Origin of the sequence: Oryzobacter faecalis, from assembly GCF_046764005.1 — a bacterium.
Classification (GTDB): domain Bacteria; phylum Actinomycetota; class Actinomycetes; order Actinomycetales; family Dermatophilaceae; genus Oryzobacter; species Oryzobacter faecalis.
Genome location: NZ_JBKOFW010000001.1, coordinates 423,921 through 447,568, shown reverse-complemented (window position 1 = coordinate 447,568; position 23,648 = coordinate 423,921). Strand labels below are relative to the sequence as shown.

The 23,648-nt window shown below is 72.7% G+C and carries 30 protein-coding genes and 1 pseudogene; 26 read left to right on the top strand and 5 right to left on the bottom strand.

Annotated features, from left to right (window positions below; translation table 11 throughout):
* The first annotated feature begins 9 nt into the window (after positions 1 to 9).
* From ACK8HX_RS02130 to ACK8HX_RS02005, 26 genes are all read left to right on the top strand, one after another.
* Positions 10 to 396 (top strand): hypothetical protein, encoded by a 387-nt coding sequence (locus tag ACK8HX_RS02130; protein ID WP_411938989.1) that lies wholly within the window; start codon positions 10 to 12, stop codon positions 394 to 396.
* On the top strand, positions 393 to 731 hold the full coding sequence (locus ACK8HX_RS02125; protein WP_411938988.1) for a hypothetical protein: 339 nt from the start codon (positions 393 to 395) through the stop codon (positions 729 to 731). The genes ACK8HX_RS02130 and ACK8HX_RS02125 overlap by 4 nt, the downstream gene beginning before the upstream one ends.
* Before the next feature lie 347 nt (positions 732 to 1,078).
* Positions 1,079 to 1,336: a hypothetical protein gene (locus tag ACK8HX_RS02120; protein WP_411938987.1), complete on the top strand. Its 258-nt coding sequence runs from the start codon at positions 1,079 to 1,081 to the stop codon at positions 1,334 to 1,336.
* Positions 1,311 to 2,840, top strand: coding sequence for a hypothetical protein (locus tag ACK8HX_RS02115; protein WP_411938986.1), 1,530 nt, complete (start codon positions 1,311 to 1,313; stop codon positions 2,838 to 2,840). The genes ACK8HX_RS02120 and ACK8HX_RS02115 overlap by 26 nt, the downstream gene beginning before the upstream one ends.
* Before the next feature lie 11 nt (positions 2,841 to 2,851).
* Positions 2,852 to 3,040 (top strand): hypothetical protein, encoded by a 189-nt coding sequence (locus ACK8HX_RS02110; protein ID WP_411938985.1) that lies wholly within the window; start codon positions 2,852 to 2,854, stop codon positions 3,038 to 3,040.
* Entirely contained in the window at positions 3,037 to 4,203 is a 1,167-nt protein-coding gene (locus tag ACK8HX_RS02105) for a phage portal protein (protein ID WP_411938984.1), read from the top strand. The genes ACK8HX_RS02110 and ACK8HX_RS02105 overlap by 4 nt, the downstream gene beginning before the upstream one ends.
* Positions 4,203 to 5,021 (top strand): HK97 family phage prohead protease, encoded by an 819-nt coding sequence (locus ACK8HX_RS02100; protein WP_411938983.1) that lies wholly within the window; start codon positions 4,203 to 4,205, stop codon positions 5,019 to 5,021. The genes ACK8HX_RS02105 and ACK8HX_RS02100 overlap by 1 nt, the downstream gene beginning before the upstream one ends.
* Positions 5,022 to 5,174: 153 nt before the next feature.
* Positions 5,175 to 6,593, top strand: a complete 1,419-nt coding sequence (locus ACK8HX_RS02095) for a hypothetical protein (RefSeq protein ID WP_411938982.1) — start codon at positions 5,175 to 5,177, stop codon at positions 6,591 to 6,593.
* 84 nt (positions 6,594 to 6,677) lie between these two features.
* Positions 6,678 to 6,998 (top strand): hypothetical protein, encoded by a 321-nt coding sequence (locus ACK8HX_RS02090; RefSeq protein WP_411938981.1) that lies wholly within the window; start codon positions 6,678 to 6,680, stop codon positions 6,996 to 6,998.
* A gap of 75 nt (positions 6,999 to 7,073) precedes the next feature.
* Positions 7,074 to 7,643, top strand: a complete 570-nt coding sequence (locus ACK8HX_RS02085) for a hypothetical protein (RefSeq protein ID WP_411938980.1) — start codon at positions 7,074 to 7,076, stop codon at positions 7,641 to 7,643.
* A complete protein-coding gene (locus ACK8HX_RS02080) occupies positions 7,643 to 8,098 on the top strand; it encodes a hypothetical protein (RefSeq protein WP_411938979.1) in 456 nt (151 codons plus the stop codon). The genes ACK8HX_RS02085 and ACK8HX_RS02080 overlap by 1 nt, the downstream gene beginning before the upstream one ends.
* Positions 8,099 to 8,115: 17 nt before the next feature.
* Positions 8,116 to 8,487 carry a hypothetical protein gene (locus tag ACK8HX_RS02075; RefSeq protein WP_411938978.1) on the top strand — a complete coding sequence of 124 codons (372 nt, stop codon included), beginning with the start codon at positions 8,116 to 8,118 and terminating at the stop codon, positions 8,485 to 8,487.
* The gene (locus ACK8HX_RS02070; RefSeq protein ID WP_411938977.1) at positions 8,484 to 9,485 is read left to right on the top strand and encodes a phage tail tube protein; all 1,002 of its coding nucleotides are present in this window, start codon (positions 8,484 to 8,486) and stop codon (positions 9,483 to 9,485) included. Before ACK8HX_RS02075 ends, ACK8HX_RS02070 begins: the two co-directional genes overlap by 4 nt.
* Positions 9,482 to 9,940: a hypothetical protein gene (locus ACK8HX_RS02065; RefSeq protein WP_411938976.1), complete on the top strand. Its 459-nt coding sequence runs from the start codon at positions 9,482 to 9,484 to the stop codon at positions 9,938 to 9,940. The genes ACK8HX_RS02070 and ACK8HX_RS02065 overlap by 4 nt, the downstream gene beginning before the upstream one ends.
* Positions 9,937 to 10,374, top strand: a complete 438-nt coding sequence (locus ACK8HX_RS02060) for a hypothetical protein (RefSeq protein ID WP_411938975.1) — start codon at positions 9,937 to 9,939, stop codon at positions 10,372 to 10,374. Before ACK8HX_RS02065 ends, ACK8HX_RS02060 begins: the two co-directional genes overlap by 4 nt.
* Positions 10,375 to 10,565: 191 nt before the next feature.
* Positions 10,566 to 12,197, top strand: coding sequence for a hypothetical protein (locus ACK8HX_RS02055; RefSeq protein ID WP_411938974.1), 1,632 nt, complete (start codon positions 10,566 to 10,568; stop codon positions 12,195 to 12,197).
* 8 nt (positions 12,198 to 12,205) lie between these two features.
* Positions 12,206 to 15,163: a LamG-like jellyroll fold domain-containing protein gene (locus ACK8HX_RS02050; RefSeq protein WP_411938973.1), complete on the top strand. Its 2,958-nt coding sequence runs from the start codon at positions 12,206 to 12,208 to the stop codon at positions 15,161 to 15,163.
* Positions 15,164 to 15,179: 16 nt separating this feature from the next.
* Complete coding sequence (locus ACK8HX_RS02045; RefSeq protein WP_411938972.1) at positions 15,180 to 15,746, top strand: hypothetical protein; 567 nt, start codon at positions 15,180 to 15,182, stop codon at positions 15,744 to 15,746.
* Between the two features lie 10 nt (positions 15,747 to 15,756).
* The gene (locus ACK8HX_RS02040; RefSeq protein WP_411938971.1) at positions 15,757 to 16,203 is read left to right on the top strand and encodes a hypothetical protein; all 447 of its coding nucleotides are present in this window, start codon (positions 15,757 to 15,759) and stop codon (positions 16,201 to 16,203) included.
* Positions 16,200 to 17,123, top strand: a complete 924-nt coding sequence (locus tag ACK8HX_RS02035) for a peptidoglycan recognition protein family protein (RefSeq protein WP_411938970.1) — start codon at positions 16,200 to 16,202, stop codon at positions 17,121 to 17,123. The genes ACK8HX_RS02040 and ACK8HX_RS02035 overlap by 4 nt, the downstream gene beginning before the upstream one ends.
* Positions 17,120 to 17,572, top strand: a complete 453-nt coding sequence (locus ACK8HX_RS02030) for a phage holin (RefSeq protein ID WP_411938969.1) — start codon at positions 17,120 to 17,122, stop codon at positions 17,570 to 17,572. Before ACK8HX_RS02035 ends, ACK8HX_RS02030 begins: the two co-directional genes overlap by 4 nt.
* 240 nt (positions 17,573 to 17,812) lie before the next feature.
* On the top strand, positions 17,813 to 18,157 hold the full coding sequence (locus ACK8HX_RS02025) for a hypothetical protein (protein ID WP_411938968.1): 345 nt from the start codon (positions 17,813 to 17,815) through the stop codon (positions 18,155 to 18,157).
* Positions 18,158 to 18,166: 9 nt separating this feature from the next.
* Positions 18,167 to 18,382 carry a hypothetical protein gene (locus ACK8HX_RS02020; protein WP_411938967.1) on the top strand — a complete coding sequence of 72 codons (216 nt, stop codon included), beginning with the start codon at positions 18,167 to 18,169 and terminating at the stop codon, positions 18,380 to 18,382.
* Positions 18,383 to 18,497: 115 nt separating this feature from the next.
* On the top strand, positions 18,498 to 18,779 hold the full coding sequence (locus ACK8HX_RS02015) for a DUF3467 domain-containing protein (protein WP_411938966.1): 282 nt from the start codon (positions 18,498 to 18,500) through the stop codon (positions 18,777 to 18,779).
* Positions 18,779 to 19,180 (top strand): hypothetical protein, encoded by a 402-nt coding sequence (locus tag ACK8HX_RS02010; RefSeq protein WP_411938965.1) that lies wholly within the window; start codon positions 18,779 to 18,781, stop codon positions 19,178 to 19,180. The genes ACK8HX_RS02015 and ACK8HX_RS02010 overlap by 1 nt, the downstream gene beginning before the upstream one ends.
* A gap of 61 nt (positions 19,181 to 19,241) precedes the next feature.
* Positions 19,242 to 19,493 carry a hypothetical protein gene (locus tag ACK8HX_RS02005; RefSeq protein WP_411938964.1) on the top strand — a complete coding sequence of 84 codons (252 nt, stop codon included), beginning with the start codon at positions 19,242 to 19,244 and terminating at the stop codon, positions 19,491 to 19,493.
* Positions 19,494 to 19,498: 5 nt separating this feature from the next.
* On the opposite strand, the gene ACK8HX_RS02000 is transcribed toward ACK8HX_RS02005, so the two are convergent.
* From ACK8HX_RS02000 to ACK8HX_RS01980, 5 genes and pseudogenes are all read right to left on the bottom strand, one after another.
* Positions 19,499 to 19,966: a matrixin family metalloprotease gene (locus ACK8HX_RS02000; RefSeq protein WP_411938963.1), complete on the bottom strand. Its 468-nt coding sequence runs from the start codon at positions 19,964 to 19,966 to the stop codon at positions 19,499 to 19,501.
* Between the two features lie 58 nt (positions 19,967 to 20,024).
* Positions 20,025 to 20,399 (bottom strand): annotated as a pseudogene (locus ACK8HX_RS01995) (ComEC/Rec2 family competence protein); the annotation flags it as partial.
* A 467-nt stretch (positions 20,400 to 20,866) separates the two neighbouring features.
* Positions 20,867 to 21,916, bottom strand: coding sequence for a helix-hairpin-helix domain-containing protein (locus ACK8HX_RS01990; protein WP_411938962.1), 1,050 nt, complete (start codon positions 21,914 to 21,916; stop codon positions 20,867 to 20,869).
* A gap of 209 nt (positions 21,917 to 22,125) precedes the next feature.
* The gene (locus tag ACK8HX_RS01985; RefSeq protein WP_411938961.1) at positions 22,126 to 22,734 is read right to left on the bottom strand and encodes a glycerol-3-phosphate acyltransferase; all 609 of its coding nucleotides are present in this window, start codon (positions 22,732 to 22,734) and stop codon (positions 22,126 to 22,128) included.
* A 3-nt stretch (positions 22,735 to 22,737) separates the two neighbouring features.
* Positions 22,738 to 23,643: a DegV family protein gene (locus tag ACK8HX_RS01980; protein WP_411938960.1), complete on the bottom strand. Its 906-nt coding sequence runs from the start codon at positions 23,641 to 23,643 to the stop codon at positions 22,738 to 22,740.
* Between the last annotated feature and the right edge of the window lie 5 nt (positions 23,644 to 23,648).

Here is a 23,648-nt window from a genome sequence, read left to right as displayed (position 1 = left end):
GAGGCGCCCGTGTCCTGGTCCGTCCCGACCATCCGTGTCGCCGAGGGGGACGACGTCGCCGAGGTGCTCGACGCGGCGACGCTCGAGGCGCGCGCCAAGCTCGACGTCGACGCGGCCCTGCAGGTGCAGGCAGCCACTGCCGCCGTGGTGGCGCTCGTAGAGAGCGGCCAGCTGGGCCAGTCCCCGTACGCGGTGACCCTGTGGGGTCACTGCAGCCCAGGCCACATCGACCACGCCGGGTGGGCGGCTGACTCGGTCGGCATCACGGTCACCCGGCTTCGTCGCTCGCCCGCGCCGTTCGTGGCCACGTGCGGCAGCTGCGGCCGGGGCATCAACGCCGGCGACCCGCTGTGCTGCTCGACCCCGCGCACCGTGAACCACGAGGCCCGCTCGTGACCCTCGCCGTCCACTCCCCCGACGACGGCGCATGGTTCGTCACACCCGACGGGAAGCTGCCGCGCTCCCGGGCCAAGGCACAGCGGTTCGCGCTCGTCGACGCCGACGTCGTCGAGCGGCGCGACCACTGCCTCGCCGTCGCGGCCGCGGCGTTCGACGCGCTCACCTCGATCGAGTCCGTGCTCGCCGAGATCGAGGACCGGGCGGCCCGACCGCACGACCCCGACCGTCCCGAGGACCTGCCACCGACCCTCGACGAGCTGTTCGGCCTGCTCGGGCCGCTGCGCGCCGACGTCGCACGCCTGCACGGCCGGCGCGCCGACGCCGGTTTTTAGCACAGCGGCTGCGCGAGCCACACCTATGGCGCGCTCCACCCCCCGAGCCTCGCGAGTCAGGTAGCGCACCCCGTCGGGCCGCTGAATAACGTTGTGGCGCAACGCTTCTCAGACCTTACGTACTTAGCGCACGGGGCGGCGCCCGATGGAGGTGATGGCCCGTGCCGGTGATCAAGCGTCCCTGCGACCACTGTGGCGCCGAGTACGAGGCAGCGCGCAGGACCTCGCGATACTGCTCGGCCGGCTGCCGCTCAGCAGCCTCACGAGCTCGCCGAGCGGCCCAACCCGACACCGCCGAGGCGCTTAAGGCCTCGCCGGCGGAGCAGCTGCCGTCCCGGGTGTACGCGATGACGCTGCGCGACCTCGAGAAGGCCGGCCGACTCGACACCGTCGACGGGCAGGCGGCGCTGGCACTGGCCCGACAGATCGACACCGGCAACGAGAGTGGTTCCGCCCTGACCTCCCTAGTGCGAGGGGTGCGGGAGGCGCTCGACCTGGCACTGATCGGCGCGGCCCCCGAGCGCCCCGCGCCGGAGGGCGACACCGCGCCGGACCCGATCGACCTGGCGAAGGAGCGCAGTGAGCGTCGTCGAGCTGCCGAGTGACATCCTCGAGCCGGCGTTCTTCTCGATCACCGACCACTTCGGCACCGCCGGCGGGGAGGCGGCCGACTTCGCGGCGTCGTGCGGGATCCACCTCGACGCGGCCCAGCGGTTCTGCCTGGACGTGCAGTACGCCGAGACGAAGGCCCCGCACGGCTGGGACTGGGCCGCGTTCGAGTTCGCGCTGATCGCGACCCGGCAGAACCTCAAGACGTACACCCTCCTGGCCGGCGCGCTCGCCGACGCCTTCCTCTTCGACCAGGGGTGCGTGTGGACCGCACACCGGATGAGGACCACCGGCAAGGCGTTCAACCTGATCCTCGGCCTGGTCGAGAACTACGACCACCTGCGGCGCCGCGTGAAGGCCGTGAGCCGGGAGAACGGCAACGAGTGGATCCAGCTGCGGACCGTGCCCGGACGCGACGAGGGTGCACTGATCGAGTTCATGGCCCGCACCGCGCTCGGCGGCCGCGGGTTCACCAGCCCCAACGTCATCTTCGACGAGGCACTCGCCCTGACCGTGCCGATGATGGACTCCCTGATGCCGGTCATCCTGGCCACGCAGAACCCCCAGATCCGCTACGCGTCCTCCGCCGGGCTCGGCGAGTCCCGCATCCTGCGCGACGTCCGCGACCGCGGCCGCGTCGGGGAGCACGGCCTGTCCTACATCGAGTGGGCGGACAAGCAGCCGCCGACGTGCCAGCGAGACGACTGCTCGCACGCGCGCAACACCCCCGGGTGTTCGCTCGATGACCGTGAGCGTTGGCGCCGGGCGAACGTCGCCTTGACCACGGGGCGGATCACCATCGCGAAGCTGGCCAACCTGCGGAAGTCGATGACCCCGGAGGGCTTCGCACGCGAGTGCCTCGGCTGGTGGGACGACCCGACCGGCGAGTCGGCGATCACCCCGGCCGTGTGGGCGGAGAACCTGGTCGACGACTCCCGGATCAAGGGCGCCGAGCACTTCGCTCTCGAGGTCGCCCCCAGCCGCTCGTCCGCGTCGATCGCCGTCGCCGGCGTCGGCTCGGCGCGCCACTGGCACGTCGAGGTCACCAGCCGCAAGCGGCGCAACAGCGACGGCGTCACCGAGCGGGTCCTGGACAACCGCACCGGCACTGACTGGGTGGTCCCCCGCTTCGTCCAGCTCAAGAAGCGGTTCCCCGACCTGGTCGTCCACGTCCGGGCCAGCTCGGCCGCGGAGTCCCTCATCCCGGCGCTCGAGGCCGCGGGCATCGACGTCGAGGTGATGTCGGCGACCAAGGCCGCGGCCGCTTGCGGGTTCTTCTACGACACGGCCTCGGCGCGCCAGCTCGCGCACCTCGGGCAGGCGACCCTCACCGCGGCGGTCCAGGCGACCGGGTGGCGGGAGATCGCCGAGAAGGCCCGCGTCTGGACCCGCCGCATCACCCGCGTGGACACGACGCCGATGTGGGCGGCGACCGTCGCGCTGTACGCCGCGTACGAGGCCGAGACGGCCGACTACGACGTCCTGGACTCGGTCCACTGAGAGGAGGCCTCGTGCGCGCCCTGCGACAGCACCTGACGACCGTTCTCGAGCTCGCCGGCGTCGCCTTCCTCGTGACCTTCGCCGGGCTCGTGTGGTGGCCCGCCGCCGTCGGCGTCGCAGGCGTCGCGTGCATCGTCCTGGCGTGGGCGCTCGAGCGCCGCCCCGCGGCACCGTCCGAGGCCGGGGGCGACGTCGCGTGAGCCTGTTCTTCACCCGCAGCGTCGGGGCCACCGCGCAGCAGCTGCTCTCCGAGCGGCTGACCGAGCGCACCGGCGTCGTCGGCAAGGTCCGCATCAAGGACGCCCGCAGCAACTCCGCCTGGTGGGCCTCGGGCCGGCTGCGCGCCGACCTCATCTCGACGATGCCGATCGACGTGTTCAAGCGGTTCGACGGAACCCAGGTCGAGCAGGTGAAGCCGCCCGTGCTCATCACCCCCGAGGGCAGCAACTCCCTCATGACGGACTGGATGTACTGCACCACCGTCGACCTCGACGACGTCGGCAACACGGTCGGCATCATCCGGGCGTTCGACGGCGCCGGGCGACCGGCCGTGATCGAGCTGCAGCCGATCGACGAGGTCGTCGTCCGGCGCGACCGGAAGGGCGTCGTGACGTACAAGATCGGCGGGACCACCTACCAGCAGCACGAGGTCTGGCACGAGCGGCAGTTCCCGATCTCCGGCTCCCCGGTCGGCCTGTCCCCCCTCGCGCACGCCGCGATGTCCCTGAACACGGCGATGTCGGCGCAGCGGTTCGCCGTCGAGTGGTTCGGCAACTCGGCCGTGCCGGCCTCCCACCTCAAGAACGTCGACAAGACGGTCAGCCCAAAGGAGGCCCGGGTCGTCAAGGACCGGTTCAAGGCCGCGGTGAGCAACGGCGACGTGTTCGTCACCGGCAAGGACTGGGAGTACCACATGCTCGCCGCGAAGGAGAACGAGCAGACCTGGGTTGGGTCGCAGGAGCTGTCGAGCGCCGACATCGCCCGGTTCCGCGGGGTGCCCGGCGACATGATCGACGTCGCCACCAAGGGCTCCTCGGTCACCTACGCCAACATCACCCAGCGGAACCTGCAGCTGTTCATCATCAACGTCGGCCCGGCCGTCTACCGGCGCGAGCAGGCGTTCTCGGCGCGGCTCCTGCCCCAGCCGCGCTACGCGAAGCTCAACACCGGCGCGCTGCTCCGCATGGACCTGGCCGGCCGGTACGAGGCGTACAAGACGGCGATCGGCGCCCGGTTCCTCACCCCCAACCACGCCCGCGAGCTGGAGGACTGGCCGCGGCTCACCCCCGAGGACGAGGCCGAGTTCGCCCGGCTCTTCCCGACCAACAGCAACCCCCAGCGGGCCAACTCAGGAGGTCAGTGATGAGCGACGCCATCCAGCGCGTGTACGAGGCCGCGGCGCAGGCGCGCGCCGACCAGGTCCGCTCCGCCGGCGACCGCCCCTCCCAGCGCCGCGGCGGCGAGCTGCCCGGCACGACCCCGCTGGTCCGGGTCAAGGCCGAGCGGATCGAGCTCCGCGCCGCCGACGGCGACGGCAAGCTGCTGCACTTCAACGGGTTCGCCTCGGTCTACAACCGCGGCTACGAGATGTGGGACATGTTCGGCCCGTACACCGAGCAGGTCTCCTCCGGCGCCGGCGCCGAGTCACTGGCCAAGCCCGACCTCGACGTGCCCCTGGTCCTGCAGCACGAGTCGCTGCGGCGGATCGCGCGCACCACGAACGGCACCCTCACCCTCGCCGAGACCACCGTCGACGACGTCGAGGGCCTGCTCACCGACGCGCCCGCCCTCGACCCCCGCGACGCCGACGTCGCGTACATCGTGCCCAAGCTCGAGTCCGGGCTCATCGACGAGATGTCGTTCCGGTTCATGATCACCAAGGGCTCCTGGTCCCCGGACTGGATGGAGTACCACATCGAGGGCTACGACATCCACCGCGGCGACGTCGCGATCGTCGGCTACGGCGCCAATCCCCACACGCAGGGCGCCGGCCTGCGCACCAAGCAACTGCCGCTGGCCGAGCGCACCGAGGCCGACCTGCGCCAGCTCGAGCGAGACGTCAAGGCCGAGCTGTACCGCCGCGGCCACCTGGCCGGCCTCGACCCGGCCACGGCGCCGGCAATGTCCCGCGAGGAGCTGGAGCGGATCGCCCGCTCGACGCTCATCGCGCCCCGGGCCTGACCGACCCCCCACCGACCCACCATCGGCGCGAGCCGACGGTGCCGCCCCACCCGCTTCGCGTAGGAGCCTGCTCGCCGCCGTTGTGCGCTGACTGGGCCACCGCCTGCTGCCTCGGGGCTCACCCCCATCAACCCTCCATGGAAGGAGACGACGGTGAAGATCAAGGATCTCATCGCCAAGGTGCGGGCCACGCAGGCAGCGAAGCTGACCGAGCGCGCCCAGCACCGCAAGGTCATCGACGACGTGCGCCAGGCGTGCTACGGCGGCGACGAGCAGCGCGACCCCACCGCCGAGGAGGCGGAGCAGGTCCGGGCCGCCGAGAAGGCGATCCGCGACATCGACGCCGACCTCGCCGCCGGTGACCAGCGCGTCAAGGAGCTCGAGGACGAGCAGGCCCGCGACGAGGCGGCCGACCGCCTCGCCCGCGAGGTCAGCCCCGGCGCCCCGGCCCCGACGAGCCGCGAGGCGAGCACCCGGGTCACGAGCGAGCCGCGCACCTACAGCCGCGAGGAGGACCCCAAGGGTGTCCAGTTCCTCAAGGACGTCGCCGGGCAGTTCCTCCGCACCGACGTCGGCGCGTCCGAGCGCCTCGCCCGTCACATGGTCGAGGAGCGCACGGAGCGCGGCGAGCAGCTCGAGCGTGCCGTCGGGACGGGCGCCTTCACCGGCCTCGTCGTCCCGCAGTACCTCGTCGACCAGTTCGCGCCGATCGCGCGGGCCGGTCGCCCGTTCGCCGACGCGTGCCGCCACCACGACCTCCCCGAGACGGGCATGACCGCCTACATCGGGCGGCTCACCACCGGCACCTCGGTGGACGAGCAGGCCGTGGAGAACACCAACGTGACCGAGCAGGACGCGGACGACACCCTCATCACGGTGCCGATCCTCACGAACGCCGGCCAGCAGACAGTGTCCCGTCAGGGCGTCGAGCGCGGGGTCGGTGTCGACGACACCCTCGCGCAGGACCTCCTGAGCGCGTACGCGACCACGCTCGACAACAAGCTGCTCAACCGGGCGACGATCGGTCTGACGAACGTCGCGACGGCGATCAGCTACACCGACGCCACCCCGACCGCCCCGGAGCTGTACCCCAAGCTCCTGCAGGCGCCGGCGGCCGTGGAGGCTTCGCTGCTCAACCAGCAGCTCGGCGCCGACACGATCTCGGTCATGCACTCGCGGCGCTGGTACTGGCTGCAGTCGCAGCTGACGTCCACGTGGCCGATGTTCGGGCAGCCGGGCTCGGCGGCGCAGCAGGCCGGCGTGAACTACGGCGAGAAGTACGGGTCCGGCTTCCGCGGCATCCTGCCGTCGGGGGTCCCGGTGATCGTCGACAACAACGTCGCCATCAACAAGGGCGCCGGCGTGAACGAGGACGAGATCTACTTCGGGTCGCAGTCCGAGTTCCACCTCTGGGAGGACCCGAACGCCCCGATGTTCATCCGGGCCGAGGAGGCGAAGGTCGCGAGCCTGTCGATCCTCCTCGTGGTGTACGGCTACTACGCCTTCCTGGCGAACCGCCGCGACCACGCCCAGAAGATCAACGGCACCGGTCTCATCACCCCGACCTTCTGACCGGTCCCCACCACCTGACGCGGGGCCCTCGCCTGCTCGAGGGCCCCGCGCCCGGAACCCGGCCCACCGACAGAAGGAGACACCGTGGCCACCCCCGAGAAGAAGCTCAGCAAGGCCGAGCTCGCCGACGCCGCCCGCAACCGCGAGGACTACCTCCGCGCCCTCAACGAGGAGCTCGTGGCCGTCACCGCCCAGGGCAAGAACGACCGGATCAAGGCCGTCAAGGCCGAGATCGACCGGGTCGAGGGCAAGCCGAAGGGCCGCTCCGCGCCCGCGAAGCAGACCGCCGCGGCCAAGCAGACGGCCGCCGCGGAGAAGGAGGCGGACAAGCACGCCGAGGCCGCGAAGGAGGCAGCCGCGCAGCAGCGCGCCGCGGCCGCCGACCAGGCCGGCTCGACCAGCTGAACCCCGCCGTCGCGCGCCGGGCGGTGCTTCCCCGCCGCCCGGCCCACGACGCTCTGCCCCGAGAGGAGGTGACCCGTGGCGCTCGAGGACTTGATCACCAAGGCCGAGGCACGCAAGCAGTTGCGCTGGCCGGCCTCGTTCACCAGCGACGACGCCGAGCTCGAGCAGGACTACATCCCGGCGGCGACCCCGGTCGTCGAGGACGTCGTCGGGCCGGTGGTGCAGCGTGCCTTCACCGAGACCCTGCCCGGCGGTGCACGCGCCGTGCTCCTCTCCCGCGCCGCTTCCTCGATCACGTCCGTGGTCGTCGACGGCGCGGCGTTCACCGACTTCACCGCGGACCTGGGCGCCGGCATCGTCTACGGCGGCGGCGTCCTCACCCCACGCACCTTCGACGGCGGCGTCGGCTCAGTCGTCGTGACCTACGTCGCCGGCAAGGTCGCCAACACCGCCGCGGTCCCGAAGAACATCAAGCTCGCGGCCCGCATCATCGTCGCCCGCGCGTGGCAGGCCGACCACCAGGGCTTCACCTCCGACGACGACCAGGCGCCGCGCATGGTGCGCACCCCCTCCGGGTTCGAGATCCCCGCGGACGCGCTCGCGTTCCTCGCCGACGACGGCGACGTGATGCCGGGGTTCGCCTGATGTCGCTCTCCGGCAAGGACGTCAAGGCCGCCCTGCACATCCTCTTCGCGAACACCCTCTACCCAGGCACCCACGTCTGCTACGGCGACCCCGGCTCGTTCCTGCCGGACACGCTGATCTCGATCGGGGACCAGCGCCTCGAGTTCGAGCCCGGCCCGATGTCGACGGCGCGCCCGCGCGAGGAGTCCGTCGACACCGACGTGGTGTTCATGTGCTTCGTCGCCGGCGACGTCGAGGCGCAGAAGGCCGCCACCGACGCCGTGTACGACCTCGCGGACGTCCTCGGCGAGCACCTGCGGGTCAAGCCGAACGAGACCCTCGGCGGCGCCTGCCGCTCCGCCACGATCACCGCCGGCGCCCTCGTCGAGGCCAAGGCCAAGCCGCGAGGCGGCGGCGTCGCCGGCCGCCTCGCCGCCCTGTCCATCACCGTCACCACCCAGGCCCGACGGCCCTGACCCGAAGGGGAACCCCCGTGAAGCTCCGAAACATCAACCCGCTCGGCGCGGTGGACCTGCCCCTGGTCGGGCGGGTGCTCGAGCCGGGTGAGGTGTTCGAGGTCGACGACACCCTCGCCGGCCGAGCGCCCTCGACCAGCGTCGACGAGGACTCCGGCGAGGAGGTGCACGACCTCGGCTCCGGGCTCCTGGCCCAGGTCGGCAACTTCGAGCAGGCCGGCGCCAAGGACCCGCTCGGTCCGCCGGTGCCCACCGAGGAGTGGTCGAAGGCGCAGCTGCTCGAGGCGGCCACCCGCCGCGGCATCGACGTCGCACCCACGGCCAAGAAGGCCGACATCGTCGCGGCCCTCACCGCCGACGCCACCCCCGCCCCTGAGGAGGACCAGTGACCACGTTCCAGGACTGCTCGGTCGGTGCCGCGGTCGAGTCGACCTACGCCACCCCGGTCACGGTCACCCGCTGGTTCGAGTTCCTCGAGGAGTCCCTCGACTTCTCCAAGAACATCGTCCAGGGCAAGGGCCTGCGCGTCTCCTCGCGCGTGGCCCGCTCCGCACGCCGGGTCGTCACCACCGCCGACGCCGGCGGCGACCTGTCGATGGAGTGCCTCAGCAAGGGCATGGGCATCCTGTGGCAGGCGTGCCTGGGGTCCGGGTCCTCGGCGCTGGTGTCCGGGACGACCTACCAGCAGCTGTTCACCCTCGGCGACGTCCTGCCGTCGCTGACGGTGCAGAAGGGCCTGCCCCGCGTCGACGGCACCGTCGACGCGTACACCCTCAGCGGCACCACGGTCGACTCGTGGGAGCTCGAGGCCGGCAACGCCGACATCGCCAAGCTGACCATGACGATGGACGCCAAGGACGTCACCACCGCCACCGCGTACGCCGCCCCCTCCTACGCCTCCGGCGCGAACCTGTTCCACTTCGCGAACGGCTCCCTGTCCACGGGCGCGTTCACCGCCCCGACCTCCACCGCGCTCGCAGCCGGCGGGACCGCGCTGGCGAACATCCGCTCCGCAGCGGTGAAGCTGACGCACAACCCGGACACGGAGCGGTACAACTTCGGCGCCGGCGGCCGCAAGGCCAAGCCGTCCACGGGCACGCGCGAGATCACCGGCTCCCTCGAGGCCGAGTACGACTCCGCCACGTTCCGTGACGCCGTGCTCAACGAGACCCCGATGTGCCTGATCCTGAACTACACCGGCGGCGCCCTCTCCACCGGCACCGAGCAGCTGCAGATCGTGCTCCCCGAGATCAAGCTCGACGGGAAACTGCCCAACGCCAACGGCGGCCAGCTCATCACGCAGTCGCTCGAGTTCACGGCGCTGGACAACCTGACCGCGGCCCAGCCGATCTGGGTCGTGGTCCGAACCGCGGACACCGCCCTGTGACGGCCACGCTGCGGGTCGAGGGCGCCGACGGGTTCGCCCGCCTCGCCCAGGCGCTGCGCGCCGCGAACCGGCCGCTGCGGCGCGCAGTGGAGCGCGCGTTCGGCGACGTCGCGCCCGGGCTGCTGCGGGCCATGCGCGCCGGCGGCGCGGACGCCGCCCCGGCCGGGGGCGGGCTCGCCGCCCGGGTCGAGCGGGCCGTCATGTCCCACCAGGTCACCGACCGCGGCGGCGACGTGCACGCCGAGCTGCGTCTGCGCATGGCGGAGGGGTACGACCTCGGCGAGCTCGACGCGGGCCGGCTGCACCACCCGACGTTCGGGCGCGCCCCGTGGGTCACCCAGCAGATACAGCCGGGCGGGTTCTCCCGGCCCGTCCGCGACGCCACCCGCGACGTCGACGAGGCGCTACGCCGACGCGTCGATGCTGTCCTGGACGAGATCGGAGCCGCGCCGTGAAGTTCTCCATCGCGGGGAAGGTCTACGAGACCGAGAGCGTCGACCGGCTGACGCTGCGCCACTGGATGCGCATCGAGACCGAGACCGCAGAGCTGGGCCGCCCGATGAAGTGGGGGCAGGTGCGGGCGATGGTCGAGCGCGCGCAGGGCCTTGGGGCGAAGGTCGAGGAGGACGACGACTTCCCGTGGTTCATCGGCATCGTCATCTGGGCGTCACGGTTCACCGCCGGCGAGTCGCAGATCAGCCTCGCCCAGGCCGTCGACTTCCCGCTCTCCGACCTCGAGTTCCTCCAGGACGAGGAGCCGCCCCTGCGGACCCCGGGGGGCGGAACCCGCCCTCGGCGGCCCCGACCGGGTTCCGGTCGGGGCGAGTCCACGGCAGCGGCCGCACGCCGGACGACGAGCCGCTCCGCGACTCCGTCGAGCGGCGCCTGACCACCGTCTGTCACCACTGGCCGGGGATCACCCCGTTCAACATCTGGGACCTGCCGCTGGCCACGTGGCTGATGTTCGCCGCGGTCGCTGACGAGATCGAGCGCCGCGCCACCGAGCAGGCCTCCGAGGCAGCCCGCCGGCGTCGCCGGCCGGTGCGCCGCTGACCGCCCTCGACCTGGGAGGAGGCCGCGATGAGCAGCACCACCACCCTCAAGGCCGTCCTCCTCGGGCAGGACCGGTCGATGGGAAAGACCTTCGACTCCGCCGGCCGGGACGCCGAGCGCGCCGGGAAGAAGGTCGGAGGCCTCGGGTCGGTGTTCGCTGGGCTCGGCGGACCCGTGGGCATCGGCCTCGCGGCCGTCGCCGGCGCCGGGGTCGCGGTGGCCAAGCTGTCGGGGTTCCTCGGCGACGCCGTCGCCGAGGGCCGGGAGGCTGCCCGCGTCGGCAAGACCACGAACGCGATCATCACCTCCACCGGCGGCGCCGCCAAGGTCACCGCGGAACAGGTCGGCGACCTCTCCGAGCGGCTCAGCGAGAAGGCCGGCATCGACGACGAGGTCATCCAGACCGGCGCGAACCTCCTGCTGACCTTCAAGAACGTCCGCAACGAGGTCGGCAAGGGCAACCAGGTGTTCGACCGGGCGACCGCGGCCGCGGTCGACCTGTCCGCCGCCGGGTTCGGCTCGGTCGACTCCGCGTCGAAGATGCTCGGCAAGGCCCTCAACGACCCCCTCAAGGGGCTCTCCGCGCTCGGCCGGGCCGGGGTGACGTTCACCTCCCAGCAGAAGGAGCAGATCAAGACCCTCGTCGAGAGCGGCGACGTCCTCGGCGCGCAGAAGCTCATCCTCGCCGAGGTCGAGTCCCAGGTCGGCGGCGTCGCCGCCGCCTCGGCCGACATGGGCGACAAGGTCGCCGTCTCGTGGGGCAACCTCAAGGAGGACCTCGGCGCCAAGCTGCTGCCCGTCCTCGACCGCCTGGGCGGCTGGTTCCTCGAGGAGGGCATCCCGGCGCTCGAGAAGTTCGGCGGCTGGGTGAGCGACGAGGTGTGGCCGGCGCTCAAGGAGGGCTACCAGACGATCCTGCCCGGGGTGAAGGAGGCGCTCGCGATCCTCACCGGCGGCGTCGACGGCAACGGCATCAGCTGGAAGAAGATGGGTGAGGTTCTCACCCAGAAGGTGATCCCGTTCGTCTCGACGCTGTTCCGGGTGTACCTGCCCGCGCTCGCGGCCCAGCTGCGCACCGTCATCGAGGGCGTCAAGATCGCGTGGCGGTACTTCGAGATCTGGCGGGACGTCGCCGGCCGGGTCCTCTCGTTCATCATCGGCGCCTTCAACGCCGTGACGCGCGTGTGGGCTGGGGTGCTGCGCGCTCTCGGGAACGTGCCCGGCTTCGGGTGGGCCCGCGACGCTGCGAACAAGCTCGACCGGGCCGCGGACCAGGCGGGCCGCGTCGCGGACAACCTGAGCCGGATCAAGTCCAAGAGCGTCACCGTGTCGATCCACTACAAGGCGACCCACTCCGGCCGGTTCGAGGAGGCCCCGACCGGCTACACCCCGGGCAAGGCGGCCGGCGGACCCACCGTCCGCGGCGCGACCTACCTCGTCGGCGAGAACGGCCCCGAGCTCCTCACCATGGGCGGCTCCGGGCACATCACCCCGGCCCGGCAGACCGCGGCCGTGCTCGCCGGCCGCTCCGCGACGGACGCCCGGCGCGACCAGGAGCGGGAGGTGCTCCAGCCGATCCAGCTCCTCCTCGACGGTCGCGTCGTCTGGCAGTCCTTCCTGCGTCTCAAGGCGTCCGGCGTGAACCTCGGGCTGGCCTGATCGTGGGGGTGCTCGACGACGTCCGGGTCGAGGTCGCGTTCGACGCCGACCCGATGACCACGACGCCGGCGTTCCGAGACCTGTCGTCCAGGGCTCGCCTCGACGCCGGGATCACGATCAGCCGCGGCCGCCTCGACCAGTACGAGGCGGTGCAGCCCGGGTCGTGCACCCTCGCCTTCGACAACGACGACGGCGCACTCACCCCCGGCTACGCCGGCGCGGTGCTGCGCACGAACCTGTGCACCAACCCTTCGATCGAGGTCAACACGACCGGGTACACCCCGACCAACGCGACACTGGTCCGGGACAACCCGGCCGGGTTCGGCGCTCAGGGAGCGTGGAGCCTGCGGGTGGTCCCGACCGGCGCCTCGACCTCCTCTTACGCCTCGCTCGTCCCGTCCGGTGGGTGGGGCCCGCTCGTGGGCCAGCAGGTCACCGTCAGCGCGTGGGTGTACACCGGCACCGCCCAGGGTGGAGCCACGGACGCGCTGGCCCGCCGCATCGTCTCGCTGAGCAGGGTCGCGGCCGAGCCGTACACCGTCACCCAGAGCGCCGCCGGCACAAACGGCCCGGTGGCCGGCGGCGAGCGGGTGAGCATGACGTTCACGGTCCTGAGCGCCGACACGGTGCTGCGGCTGTACAACGGGTCGGCCACCACGGACGCGAAGTGGGTCCACTGGGACGGCGTCCTCGTCGAGGCCGGGGTCGACCTGCGCGACTACTTCGACGGTGACACGGCAGACACGGCCGGGATCGACTACCGCTGGACCGGCACCTCCGGCCTGTCGAGCTCGCAGCAGTGGCGCGTGGCCATCTACGCGAACCTCAAGGCGCAGAACCGGATCCGCGTCTCCTACCGCGACCCTGCCGTCCCGGGGAACCTCCTCGACGCCGAGTCCGCCGGCTTCGAGGGCGGCACCGTCGGTGGCTGGACGGGGACCTCCGGCGCGGCCGTCGCCTCCTCGACGACCCGGGCGTTCTCGGGGACGCGCTCGCTGCTGGTGACGTGGCCGACCGCGGCCGCGAACGGTTCCTCGGCTCGGTGGGCGACCACACCGGAGTTCGTGATCGGCCGCCAGTACACGGTTCGCGCCCGGGTGTGGGTGCCTGCCGGGCACCCGCCGGTGCGCATCGCGTTCGTCTCCCAGACCTTCCCCTTCTATGGGGCGCAGACGAGCACCACCGGCGCGTGGGAGTGGATCTCCTCGACGTTCACCGCCGGCAGCAACGAGGTGGTCATCGTCATCCGTGCCAACGCGGCAACGACGGCCGGGCAGCAGGTGTGGGTCGACGAGGTCCGCATCGACGAGGCGGCCGCCCCGGCGACGTTCACCACGAGCCCAATGGTCTCGGGGGCGGTCGGCGGGGTCGTCAAGTACCGGTTCGACGGGTTCGTGCACGAGTGGCCGACGGCATGGCCGAAGGGCGGCCAGGAGTCGGCGGTGTCGACGGTGACGGCGTACGACCTCGCGTCACGGCTCGCCCGGACCCGGCAGCTGACGTCGGTGATCGAGGAGACCTGGCGCCTGTCGTCGCCGTCGTGGTACTTCCCTCTCGACGAGTCCGAGGGCGCGACCTCGGTCGGAGACCGCATCGGCACCGGCGCCACCCTCGCACCGACCCAGCTCGGGACCGGCGGCGAGCTCGTGTTCGGTGGGGCGACCGGGCCGCCGACCGACGGCCGCTCCGCCCCGAAGTTCACGCCGGCGTCCGCGACTGACGGGCTTTACCTGACCGGGCGGGTCCCGCAGGCGGGATGGGCCTGGATCACGACCGGGATCAGCCTCGAGGCGACGATCAACACCACCACGTCGGGGCGGGTCATCGCCCGCCTCACGGACCCGTGGGGCACCTACCTCGAGCTGTCCGTGACGAACACCGGCACCATCCGGGCGACGTTCGCGGACTCGTGGACGACGGCGGTCTCGGTGACCTCTCCGCTGTCGTACGCCGACGGCCGCACGCACACCGTCGCCCTGACCTTCACCGGGGTCGGCACCGCCCTCACGCTGCGGCTGTACGTCGACGGTGTCGAGCGGGGCACCCCCGGGAACATCACGACCTGGGTGTTCCTGCCCGGCCTGTCGCACCTGCTGTACGTCGGCGGCCGCCCCGGCGGGGACCTGTTCTCCGGGACGATCTCCCACGTCGCGGTGTTCGGGTCGACCCTGTCGGCCGGCACGCTCGCCGACCACCACACGGCAGCGTCGACCGGGTTCGCCGGCGAACGCACGGACCAGCGGATCGCGCGCGTCCTGGACTGGGTCGGCGTGCCGTCGACGTTCCGGTCCCTCGACGTCGGCAAGGCCCTGGCCGGGCACATCGACCCCACCGGCAAGGACCCGTGGGCCTTCCTCGGGATCCTGTCCACCACCGAGGCCGGCGCGGTGTTCGCAGGCGCAGACGGCCGGCTCACCTTCCACGCCCGCACCCGCTCCTACGACACCGCGGCAGCGGCCGCGGTGACCGTCGACGCGGACAGCCTCGACCCGTCGACCATGCTGCGCCACTCGGTCGAGGACCTGGTCAACAGCGCCGTGGTCACCCGCGCTGACGGCGCCACCGTCCGTGCGATGAACGCCGCCTCGGTCGCCACGTACGGCACCTTCGAGAAGTCGGTGGAGATCGCGTCGGCCACCGACGCCGACGTGTTCGACCGCGCCAACTGGCTCGTCAACGAGCGGTCCCAGCCGCGCACCCTGCTCCCCGAGCTCGCCCTCGATGCGCTCTCCGGGTCGGCCGCGGCGCGCGGGCTCGACCTCGGCGGCCGCGTCCTGGTGACGTCGATGCCGGCGCAGTCGGCGACGTCGACCTTCGACCTGCGGGCGCAGGGCTACACGGAGACGATCTCGCGCGGCGGGTGGGTCGTGCGGGTCAACGCGACCCCGTTCCTGCTGCTGCCCCCGCTGATCCTCGACGACCCGGTGTACGGGGTCCTCGACTCGACCAACCGCATCGTCTACTGAGGGGAGCCGAGCAACCGTGGGCACCATCCCGACCTACCCGGCGTTCGTCGCCGGGTCCGTGCTGACCGCGGCCCAGCTGAACCTGGCCCGCGACGTGGACACCTTCTGGGCCCTGACGCCGCGCTGCTCGGTGTACCAGGCGGTGGCGACGTCGGTGGTGCACTCGGCCGCGGTGACCACCGGCACCGTGATCGCGTTCGACACCGAGCTGTTCGACATCGTCCAGTCCGGCGACACCGAGATGCACTCGACCTCGAGCAACACCTCCCGGCTGGTGATCCGCACCCCCGGCAAGTACGAGATCGCCGGCCAGGTCCAGTTCGTCACCAACGCGACCGGCATCCGCGTCGCCCAGATCGCCCTCAACGCCGCCGGCGTCTACGGCGCGGGAACCCTGCTGGTCCAGAACAGCCAGGGCGCGCTCTCCACCGGGTCGACGTCGTGCGCCACCGGCGTCGTCGAGGCGCAGCTGGTCGCCGGCGACTACCTCGAGCTGTTCGGTGCGCAGTCCTCCGGTGCCGCCCTCAACACCTCGATCGGGCGGGCGAACACGTGGCTGCGCTGCAAGCTGGTCGCGCAGTGAGGTGCCAGTGGTGACCTGGCTCGGCCACATCAACGACGTCGCCCTCACCATCACCGCGGTCCTCGCCTGCCTCACGGCCATCGGTGTCGCCGCGAAGAGGACCCGCCGCTGGTGGAAGCAGACCGCACGGCCGTTCGCCGAGAAGGTCGACATGGTCCTCGACCTCGCGGCCTACGAGCTGCAGCAGAACGGCGGCGGGTCCATCAAGGACGCCGCGGCCCGGATCGGTCCGCTCGAGGAGAAGGTCGACGCCCACATCGAGCAGTCCCGCGAGCTCGTCGAGCAGGGCCGCGAGGTCCGGTCGGCGATCGAGAAGCGCCTCGGCGACCTCGAGTCCCAGCACGCCGACACCGTCGCCCACCTTGCCGAGGCGCTCCCGGTCATCGCGCGGGCCGTGCCGCACCCGGTCGACGCGCACCTGCCCACCACCCCCGACCCCGCACAGGAGGCGTCGTGACCCAGCACCTGATCACCCGCAAGGAGTGGGGCGCAGTCGAGCAGGACGGCACCCGCGACCGGGCACTGCCGATCTCCGAGTGGTGGGCCCACCACTCCGTCACCGTCGCACCCGACCTGCTCCCCCCGTTCGACGACGACGACGCCGCGATCCGCACCCTCGAGCGGATCGGCGAGCAGCGGTTCGGCACCGGCATCTCCTACACGTTCCCGGTCACCCCGGTCGGGCGCTGCTACCAGGGCCACTCCATGCACCGGGTCGGCTCGCACACCCGCGGCCACAACACGGTCGCCGCGGCGATCGTGTTCGTCGGCGACTACTCGACCAGGCGTCCCTCTGCGGCAGCTCAGGAGGCCGCGGCGCAGCGGATGGTCATCGAGCACCGCGCCGGCCGAGCCCGGACCCACCGGTTCGACGGCGGCCACACGCAGGCACCGGTCCCCGAGGGCGGCACCGCCCAGACCGCCTGCCCGGGCGCCGGAGTCCTCGCCGTCCTCCCCGCCATCAACGCCCGCGCCGACGCCCTGTGGGCCGCCGGCTTCCCCAACACCCCCACCGAAGGAGAGTTCATCATGGCCACCCAGGAGCAGCTCGTCGCGACCCTCACCTCCCCCGAGGTCCTCGCCGCGCTGCGGCACGCGATCGTCGGCGGACCGGTCTGCAAGAACCCGCTCGACCCGACGAGCAAGGACAAGGTCGCGCTCGGCTTCGTCGCCGAGCTCGGCGCCACCACCGCCCTCAAGGCCGACGCGCGCATCGCCGCCCTCGAGGGCGTCGTCGCCAAGCTCGTCGAGAACGGCGAGCTCACCGCCGACGAGGTCCGCGCCGCAGCCCAGGCAGGCGCGCAGGCCGCGCTCGACGCCACCATCGACGAGGCGAAGGTCGTCCTCGAGGTCGCCGCCGGCGAGGAGGCCTCATGACCCGCGCGAGCATCGGCCGCGTCGTCGACGTCGCCGTCGCCTGGCTCACCCCCGCCCGCCGCAAGGCCATCTACGCCGTCATCGCGGCTGTCGGCCTCTTCCTGTCCGTCGCCGGCGTCGTCGATCCCGCGCTCGCGGCCTCGGTCGGCGGCCTGATCGTCTCCGTCGTCGAGGTGGCCGCGATGCTCCTCGGCTCGGTGAAGGCCCGCCGCTGGGACTGGAAGGCGATCTACGCCGCGCTTGCCGCGGTCGTGACGGCCCTGAAGGTCCTCGGCTGGCTCACGCCCGGGCAGGAGTCCTACATCCTCGACGTCCTCGCCCACGGCATCGCCGTCCTCCCGCTCGTCGCGCTCGTGATCCGCACCGACCCCTCGACCGCCACCGGGGAGCCGGCCGGCGAGGTCGTCGCCGCCACCGTGCTGCCGATCCAGCGCGCCGGCGAGGACTGACCTCCGGTGACCCGGCGGGACGAGGTGATCCTGCTGCTCTCGCTCGCCGGCCTCGCTCTCAGTGGGGCCGGCCTGATGCACGTCGGGCGACGCGCCCTGCGCTGAACCGGCCCTCCCGGCCCATGAAGCCGCCCCCGCCGCCGAGAGGCGACGGGGGCGGCTTCGTCGCGCAACCGAACAGGTGGCATCGCCGCGCGCGGCGCTACCCTGAGCCGGTCCGAGGGGAAGGGAGTCCGGGGCGTGGGCCGTCGAACCAACGAGGTGCACCGCATCATCGACCGAGCTAGGTACGAGGCCTTCGTTCGGGCTGACTGGAGCACCAGGCGGGCCACGGTCCGGGGCATGTTCACGGCTTTGGTCGGGGCTGCTGCACTGGCTGCTCTGATCTTCCTTCTCACGGGCGGCGTTCTGCTGCTGCCGGTGGGCCTGGGCGGAGAGCCGGATGAGTTCTGGCCCCGGGCTACCGTCGCGGCGTTGACCGCCATTGGGATCGCGCTCGCCTACCTCGCGGCCGCGGCGCAGCGTCAGGTGGGCGTGCTCGAGCAGGCGCTCATCGACATCGACCGTGTCACCCGTGAGCCCTAGCGTCACGACATGACCCCCGGCTGGACGTACCTCGTGCACGACTTCGACCCCGCAGGCTCGGAGACCGAGGACGAGTGGGCCGCCCGCGTCGCCGGCGAAGGCTGGCGCACGTGGGCCCCGGGAGCTGGCCCCTGGGTCACCATCAACCGACGGCGCGTGCGCCGCTGGTCATTGCGCCGCTGGGTGGCCCCAGCCGAGTTCGGCGACGCAGGGGGTCAGCGGTAGAGCACCTCACTGCGGGAACCGTTGACCCAGATCGACACGTTGCCCGAGCATGGCCTAACGACGTCTGTCACACTGCTCGGACCGATTGCTGCAGCGAGTGAAGGAGGGCCACCGCATGCCGGACGACTCGACGTTCCGACTCCCGGAGTTGCCCGAGTACTACACCGATGCAACCAAGATCGGTGTGTCCCCCTACGGCTTCGTGTTTGAGTTTGGCCTCATGACGCAGAGCCCGGGCGAGGCGAAGGCCCAAGCCATCGTGAGAATGAGCCCGCAGCACACGTTCGTGTTCTACCAACTACTGAAGAAGAACCTTCGCGAGTATCAAAAGAACATGGGGGGCATCTCCCTACCAGAGGAGATGCTGAAGGATCTAGGGATCGAAGAGGAGGTCTGATGGGCTTGTTCGCCACCGCCACCACCGAGCGGCCGCTGATGGACTCGGCCGACGTTCGGCTGGGGCGCCCGAGCGACTACCACGCGGCCGACACGTCAGAGGCACTCCTGGGCACGGAGCAGAGCACCGAGGCGTTCACCTACCGCACTGCCGTTCTGCCTCTGTCAGGCGGGCGAGGCCTGCAGATGCCGCTGCCCGTTGAGGTCCGTCGTACCCGGACCTACGTGTCTGTGTTGGAGCCCGTCACCGGTATCCATGGCGTCGGTGCCACGACGGCAGAGGCCATGGCCGACTTCCGTGAGGCACTTCAGGACTTCCGGGAGGTCCTCGACTCCGCCCCCCAGCTTGCACCGGCCTTGCGTCGTCTCCAGGCGCAGCTGGTCCTTCTCACCGGCGAGTAACACCTACGTGGGGGCGGTTCTAAGGGCCGGCGACGTCGCAGCCGCACTGGTGGCAAAGGGGATGACCCCGAAGGACAACCACCACAAGATGTTTCGGCTCGACGTTGAGGGTGTGACCACGCTGGTCACGCGGGTGTCTCATGGCAGTGGGGGCGAGATCGACGATCATTTGGCGAAGTTGATGGCCAACCAGTGCTGCCTCAAGGTCAGCGAGTTTCGCGAACTTGTCGCCTGCCCTTTGACGCAGGAGCAGTGGTTGGCGCTCATCAAGGAACGGTGCGCGGGAGGCAAGAACCCGTTCATGCCGGGCTAAGTCCCTCATCGGTAGAGCGCTCGCACCGCCGCGACGTCGACCTTGGTGACGGTCGGTGAGAGGTTGTCGCTGAGCTCGGTCCAGTACATGACGGCCGGGCCGTCGACGAGGTGGCCCAGGCCGAGGCAGTGGCCGAGCTCGTGGGTGAGGACGTCGGTCATGTCCTTGCCGGCGTGCTTGGCCGGCAGGTCGACGCGGCAGCCCGTGATGGTCGAGCCCTCGGTGGCGGTGCGGGCGGTGGCGCCGACGTCGCCGGTCCGGGCCGGGCCGGTGGTGAGGACGACGTCGGCGTCGGCCTGGTCGACGAGGGTCATCGGGAAGGCGGCGGCCCACTGGTCGATCGCCGCGGCGACGTCGGTCCCTGCCCACGCGTCCTGGTCGCCGACGTGGACGGTGAGGGCGGGTTTGTCCCAGCGGGCCGGCCCGTGGATGCTGGCGCCGTGCGCGGTGATCGCGCTCGCGGTCAGCAGCACGAAGGCCAGAGTCGCGACCCGACCGAAGCGACTTCCACCTGTTGCGAACATTGCTCCCGCTCACCGCGGTGAGGTGCGTCATCCCGGTGGCGCGCATCGCCTCGGTGAGGTCGTCCGGGGTGCGGCTGGTGTCGCCGATGACGAGCCCGGGGAGCAGGCCGCGCGGGTCCTCCGGGGCGTCCTCGACGGCGGCCCTGAGCCCGGCACGGAGCCGCTCGGCCCCAGCGGCCACCGCGCCGGGCGGCTCGAGCGGGGTCGGTGCGGAGGTGACGGCGAGGGTGGCCGCGCGGTCGTCGGCCCGGTCGGTGGGCCCGAGCCGGCCGGTGACCCGCACGGTCGAGCGCCAGGCGAGCCCGACGAGCCGCTGGTCGCCCGTGAGCAGCACCGGCGCCGAGGTCCCGCGGACCCCACCGCGGGCGTCGAGGCGGTGCATCCTCGCCTCGAGGAGGACCCGCTGCCCCTCGCCCCGCCCGGCGAGGACCAGCGCGTCGCCGGTGACGACGACGTCGGCGACGACCACGGCCCGGTCCCGGGCGAGCGCCTCCACCCCGCCACGGTCGCGCAGGGTCAGCTGCCCGGCGGCCGCGACCTGGAGCGCGGCGACGAGGAGCCCGGCGACGACGAGCACCCAGCGCGCTGCTCCGGCGACGCGCCGACGGGGTGCTCGACCGGGGGGCGGCGGCCGCACGCCGGCGGCGGTGAGCGCCCGCCGCCTCGTGGGGAGCCTGCTGCGGGCCAGGACCCCGGCGAGGCTCCCCGCGGCCGCCACGGACCCGGCGACGACCGCGATGAGGAGGTGCGCCCTCGGCGACAGGTCCAGCGCCCCGGCGGCCACGACCCAGGCGGGCACAGCGGGCGCGAGGAGGCGCAGGTCGGTGGGCCCTCGCCCGACGAGGCGCCTCACAGCGTCACCAGCGGGCGCAGGTTCTCGAGGACCTTCTCGCCGATGCCGCTGACCTCGCCGAGCTCGTCGACGCTGGTGAACCGGCCGTGCGCCGACCGCCAGTCGAGGATCCGCTGGGCGAGGACCGGCCCCACCCCGGGCAGGGTGTCGAGGCCGGCGAGGTCGGCCGTGTTGATCGAGACCTTCCCTCCGCCCGAGGGCACGCCCGCGCTCCCGCCGGCGGCAGCCGCCCCCGGCGGGTCGGGGTCACCCGGCGCCGGGACGAGGACCTGCTCGCCGTCGACGAGGACGCGCGCCAGGTTGACGCGCGCGAGGTCGGCCCGGCTCGTCGCCCCGCCGGCCGCCTCGACGGCATCCGCGACCCGGGAGCCCGGCGGCAGTCGCTGGAGCCCGGGACGCCGCACCTGCCCGACGACGTGGACGACGACCCCTCCTGCCGTTCCCGGTGCTCCCGAGGGCGACGGCACACCCGTCGGCGACGCCCCCGCGCCCGCCGCCGACCCGGCGTCCGCGCCCACGGGCACCGACCCCGCGGACAGCCCGCTCGGCCCGGCCCGCGAGCCGCCACCGGGCGCCAGGACCGTCCCCTCGGACGAGGCCCAGCCCACGCGCAGCCCGAAGAGCAGGACCGCCACGGCCACCGCGAGCGCCAGGCCGAGGACGGCCCGCCCGCTCGGCTCCCACCGCGCGCCCACGAACGCCACCGGCAGCCGGAACCACCGCGCCGGCCCCCGACGGGGCGAGGCGTCGAACCCGTCGTCGTGGTCGCCCGGGAGGTCGACGTCGCCCTCGCGGTCGCTCCCGACCTCGACGTCGTCCTCCGGCCGGTGCGGCCCGGCGCGGGCCCACGGCGGCCCCTCACCCCCGACGCCGTCGGAAGGGTCCTGAGGACGCGGGCCGTGGCTCGCCGGCCCGAGCTCGCGGGCGGGAGGGCCGTGGCCCGCCGGCCCGAGCTCGCGGACGCTCGGCACCCACCCGCCGCGGGGCGTCCTCAGCCGGGCAGCAGCGCGCGGCGAGAGCGGCTCGGTACGAGGTCGACGGGGCATGGCCCGACGCTAGGCAGGGCCTGCGGACCGGTCAGCGCCCCGACCGGATCTGTGGACGGCGCCACCCGCGAGGCCCGCCTGTGGACGGGCGAGCCGCACTGCGCCCCACGGCCACCGAACCTCCGGCTGGACCCCCGATATCGGGCGCCACGACGGAGGTTCGGTGCCCGACCGCCCGACCGCCCGACTGCCCGACCGCCCGAACCTCGTCAGCGGTGCCCGCGCAGCCGGTCCCACCAGGCGAGGATGTTGCGCCGGTGCCGCCGCAGGACGATCGCCGACAGCAGCACGAGCCACACCCCCACGACGACCCCGACACCCGGCACCAGCCCGACCGCCCCGAGAACCCCGACGACGCCGATCCCCAGGACCGCGACGACCGACGCCTCCCCCACGAACGGCACGAACGCCTTCGTCACGGCGAAGACGACGACGGCCCCCAGCGCGACGAACGGCTCGACGGCGAGCACGGCCCCGAACGCGCACGCCACGCCCTTCCCCCCGCGCCCGCGCAGAAACGGGCTGTACACGTGCCCGAGGACGACCCCCAGCCCGGCGACGAGCGCCGGCACCGTCCCCATCGACCGCAGGACCAGCCACGTCGGCAGCCACGCCTTCGCGACGTCGAGGACCAGCACGAGGACGCCCCACCTCGCCCCGAGCACCCGTCCGGCGTTCGTCGCCCCGGGGTTGCCCGAGCCGGATGCCCGCAGGTCACGGCCGAGGGTGCGGGCCAGCAGGGTGGCCGGGTTGACCGACCCCACGAGGAAGCTCACGACCGCGACGAGCGCGACCTGCACGGCGAGGGCCCACGACATCGGTCAGTGCGCCGCCCCCGGCGCGTCCGCAGCCGCGGCCGCGTCCACCGGCACGAACCGCGGCACCACCGCGACCGCCAGCGTCCCGGGTCCGACGTGCGCCCCGACGACGGCGCCCAGCTCGACGACCGACACGTCCACCCGGCCCCCGAGCCGCGCCCCGAGCCGCTCCGCGAGCCTGTCGGCCCGCTCGCGCGAGTCGAGGTGGTGCACGGCGACGTCGACCCCGCACGCCCCCTCGGGGGGCGAGGAGGCGGCCTCGACCGCCATCTCCTCGATGCGCGCGATGGCCCGGGTCGACGTGCGGACCCGCTCCAGCGGCACGATGTGCCCGTCGCGCAGCCCGAGGATCGGCTTGATGGCGAGGGCCGAGCCGAGGAGGGCGCCGGCCTTCCCGATCCGCCCGCCGCGGCGCAGGTACTCGAGGGTGTCGACGTAGAACACGACGGTCGCGGCCTCGCAGGTGCGCCGCACGACGGCCGCCACGTCCTCGGCCGAGCCGCCCGCCGCCGCGAGCCGCGCCCCGGCGAGCACGGCGTGGCCCATCGCCATCCCGAGCGAGCGCGAGTCGACGACGGTCACGGGCACCGGGGAGGACGCCGCCGCCAGCTCGGCGCCGCCGATCGTGCTCGACATCTCGCCGGAGATGTGGACCGACACCACGGAGGTCGCCCCGGCGGCCGCCGCGGCCTCGTACCGCTCGAGGAAGGCGGCGGGCGCCGGCCGCGAGGTCGACACCGGGACGAACGAGCGCAGCGCCGAGGCGACGGCGGCCGCGTCGATGTCGACGCCCTCGGAGTGCTCGGTGCCGCCGATGACGACGTGGAGCGGCACGACACCGACGCCGAGGCCGGCCACGAGGTCGGCGGGCAGGTAGGACGTGGAGTCGGTGACGAGGGCGGTGCTCACGCGAG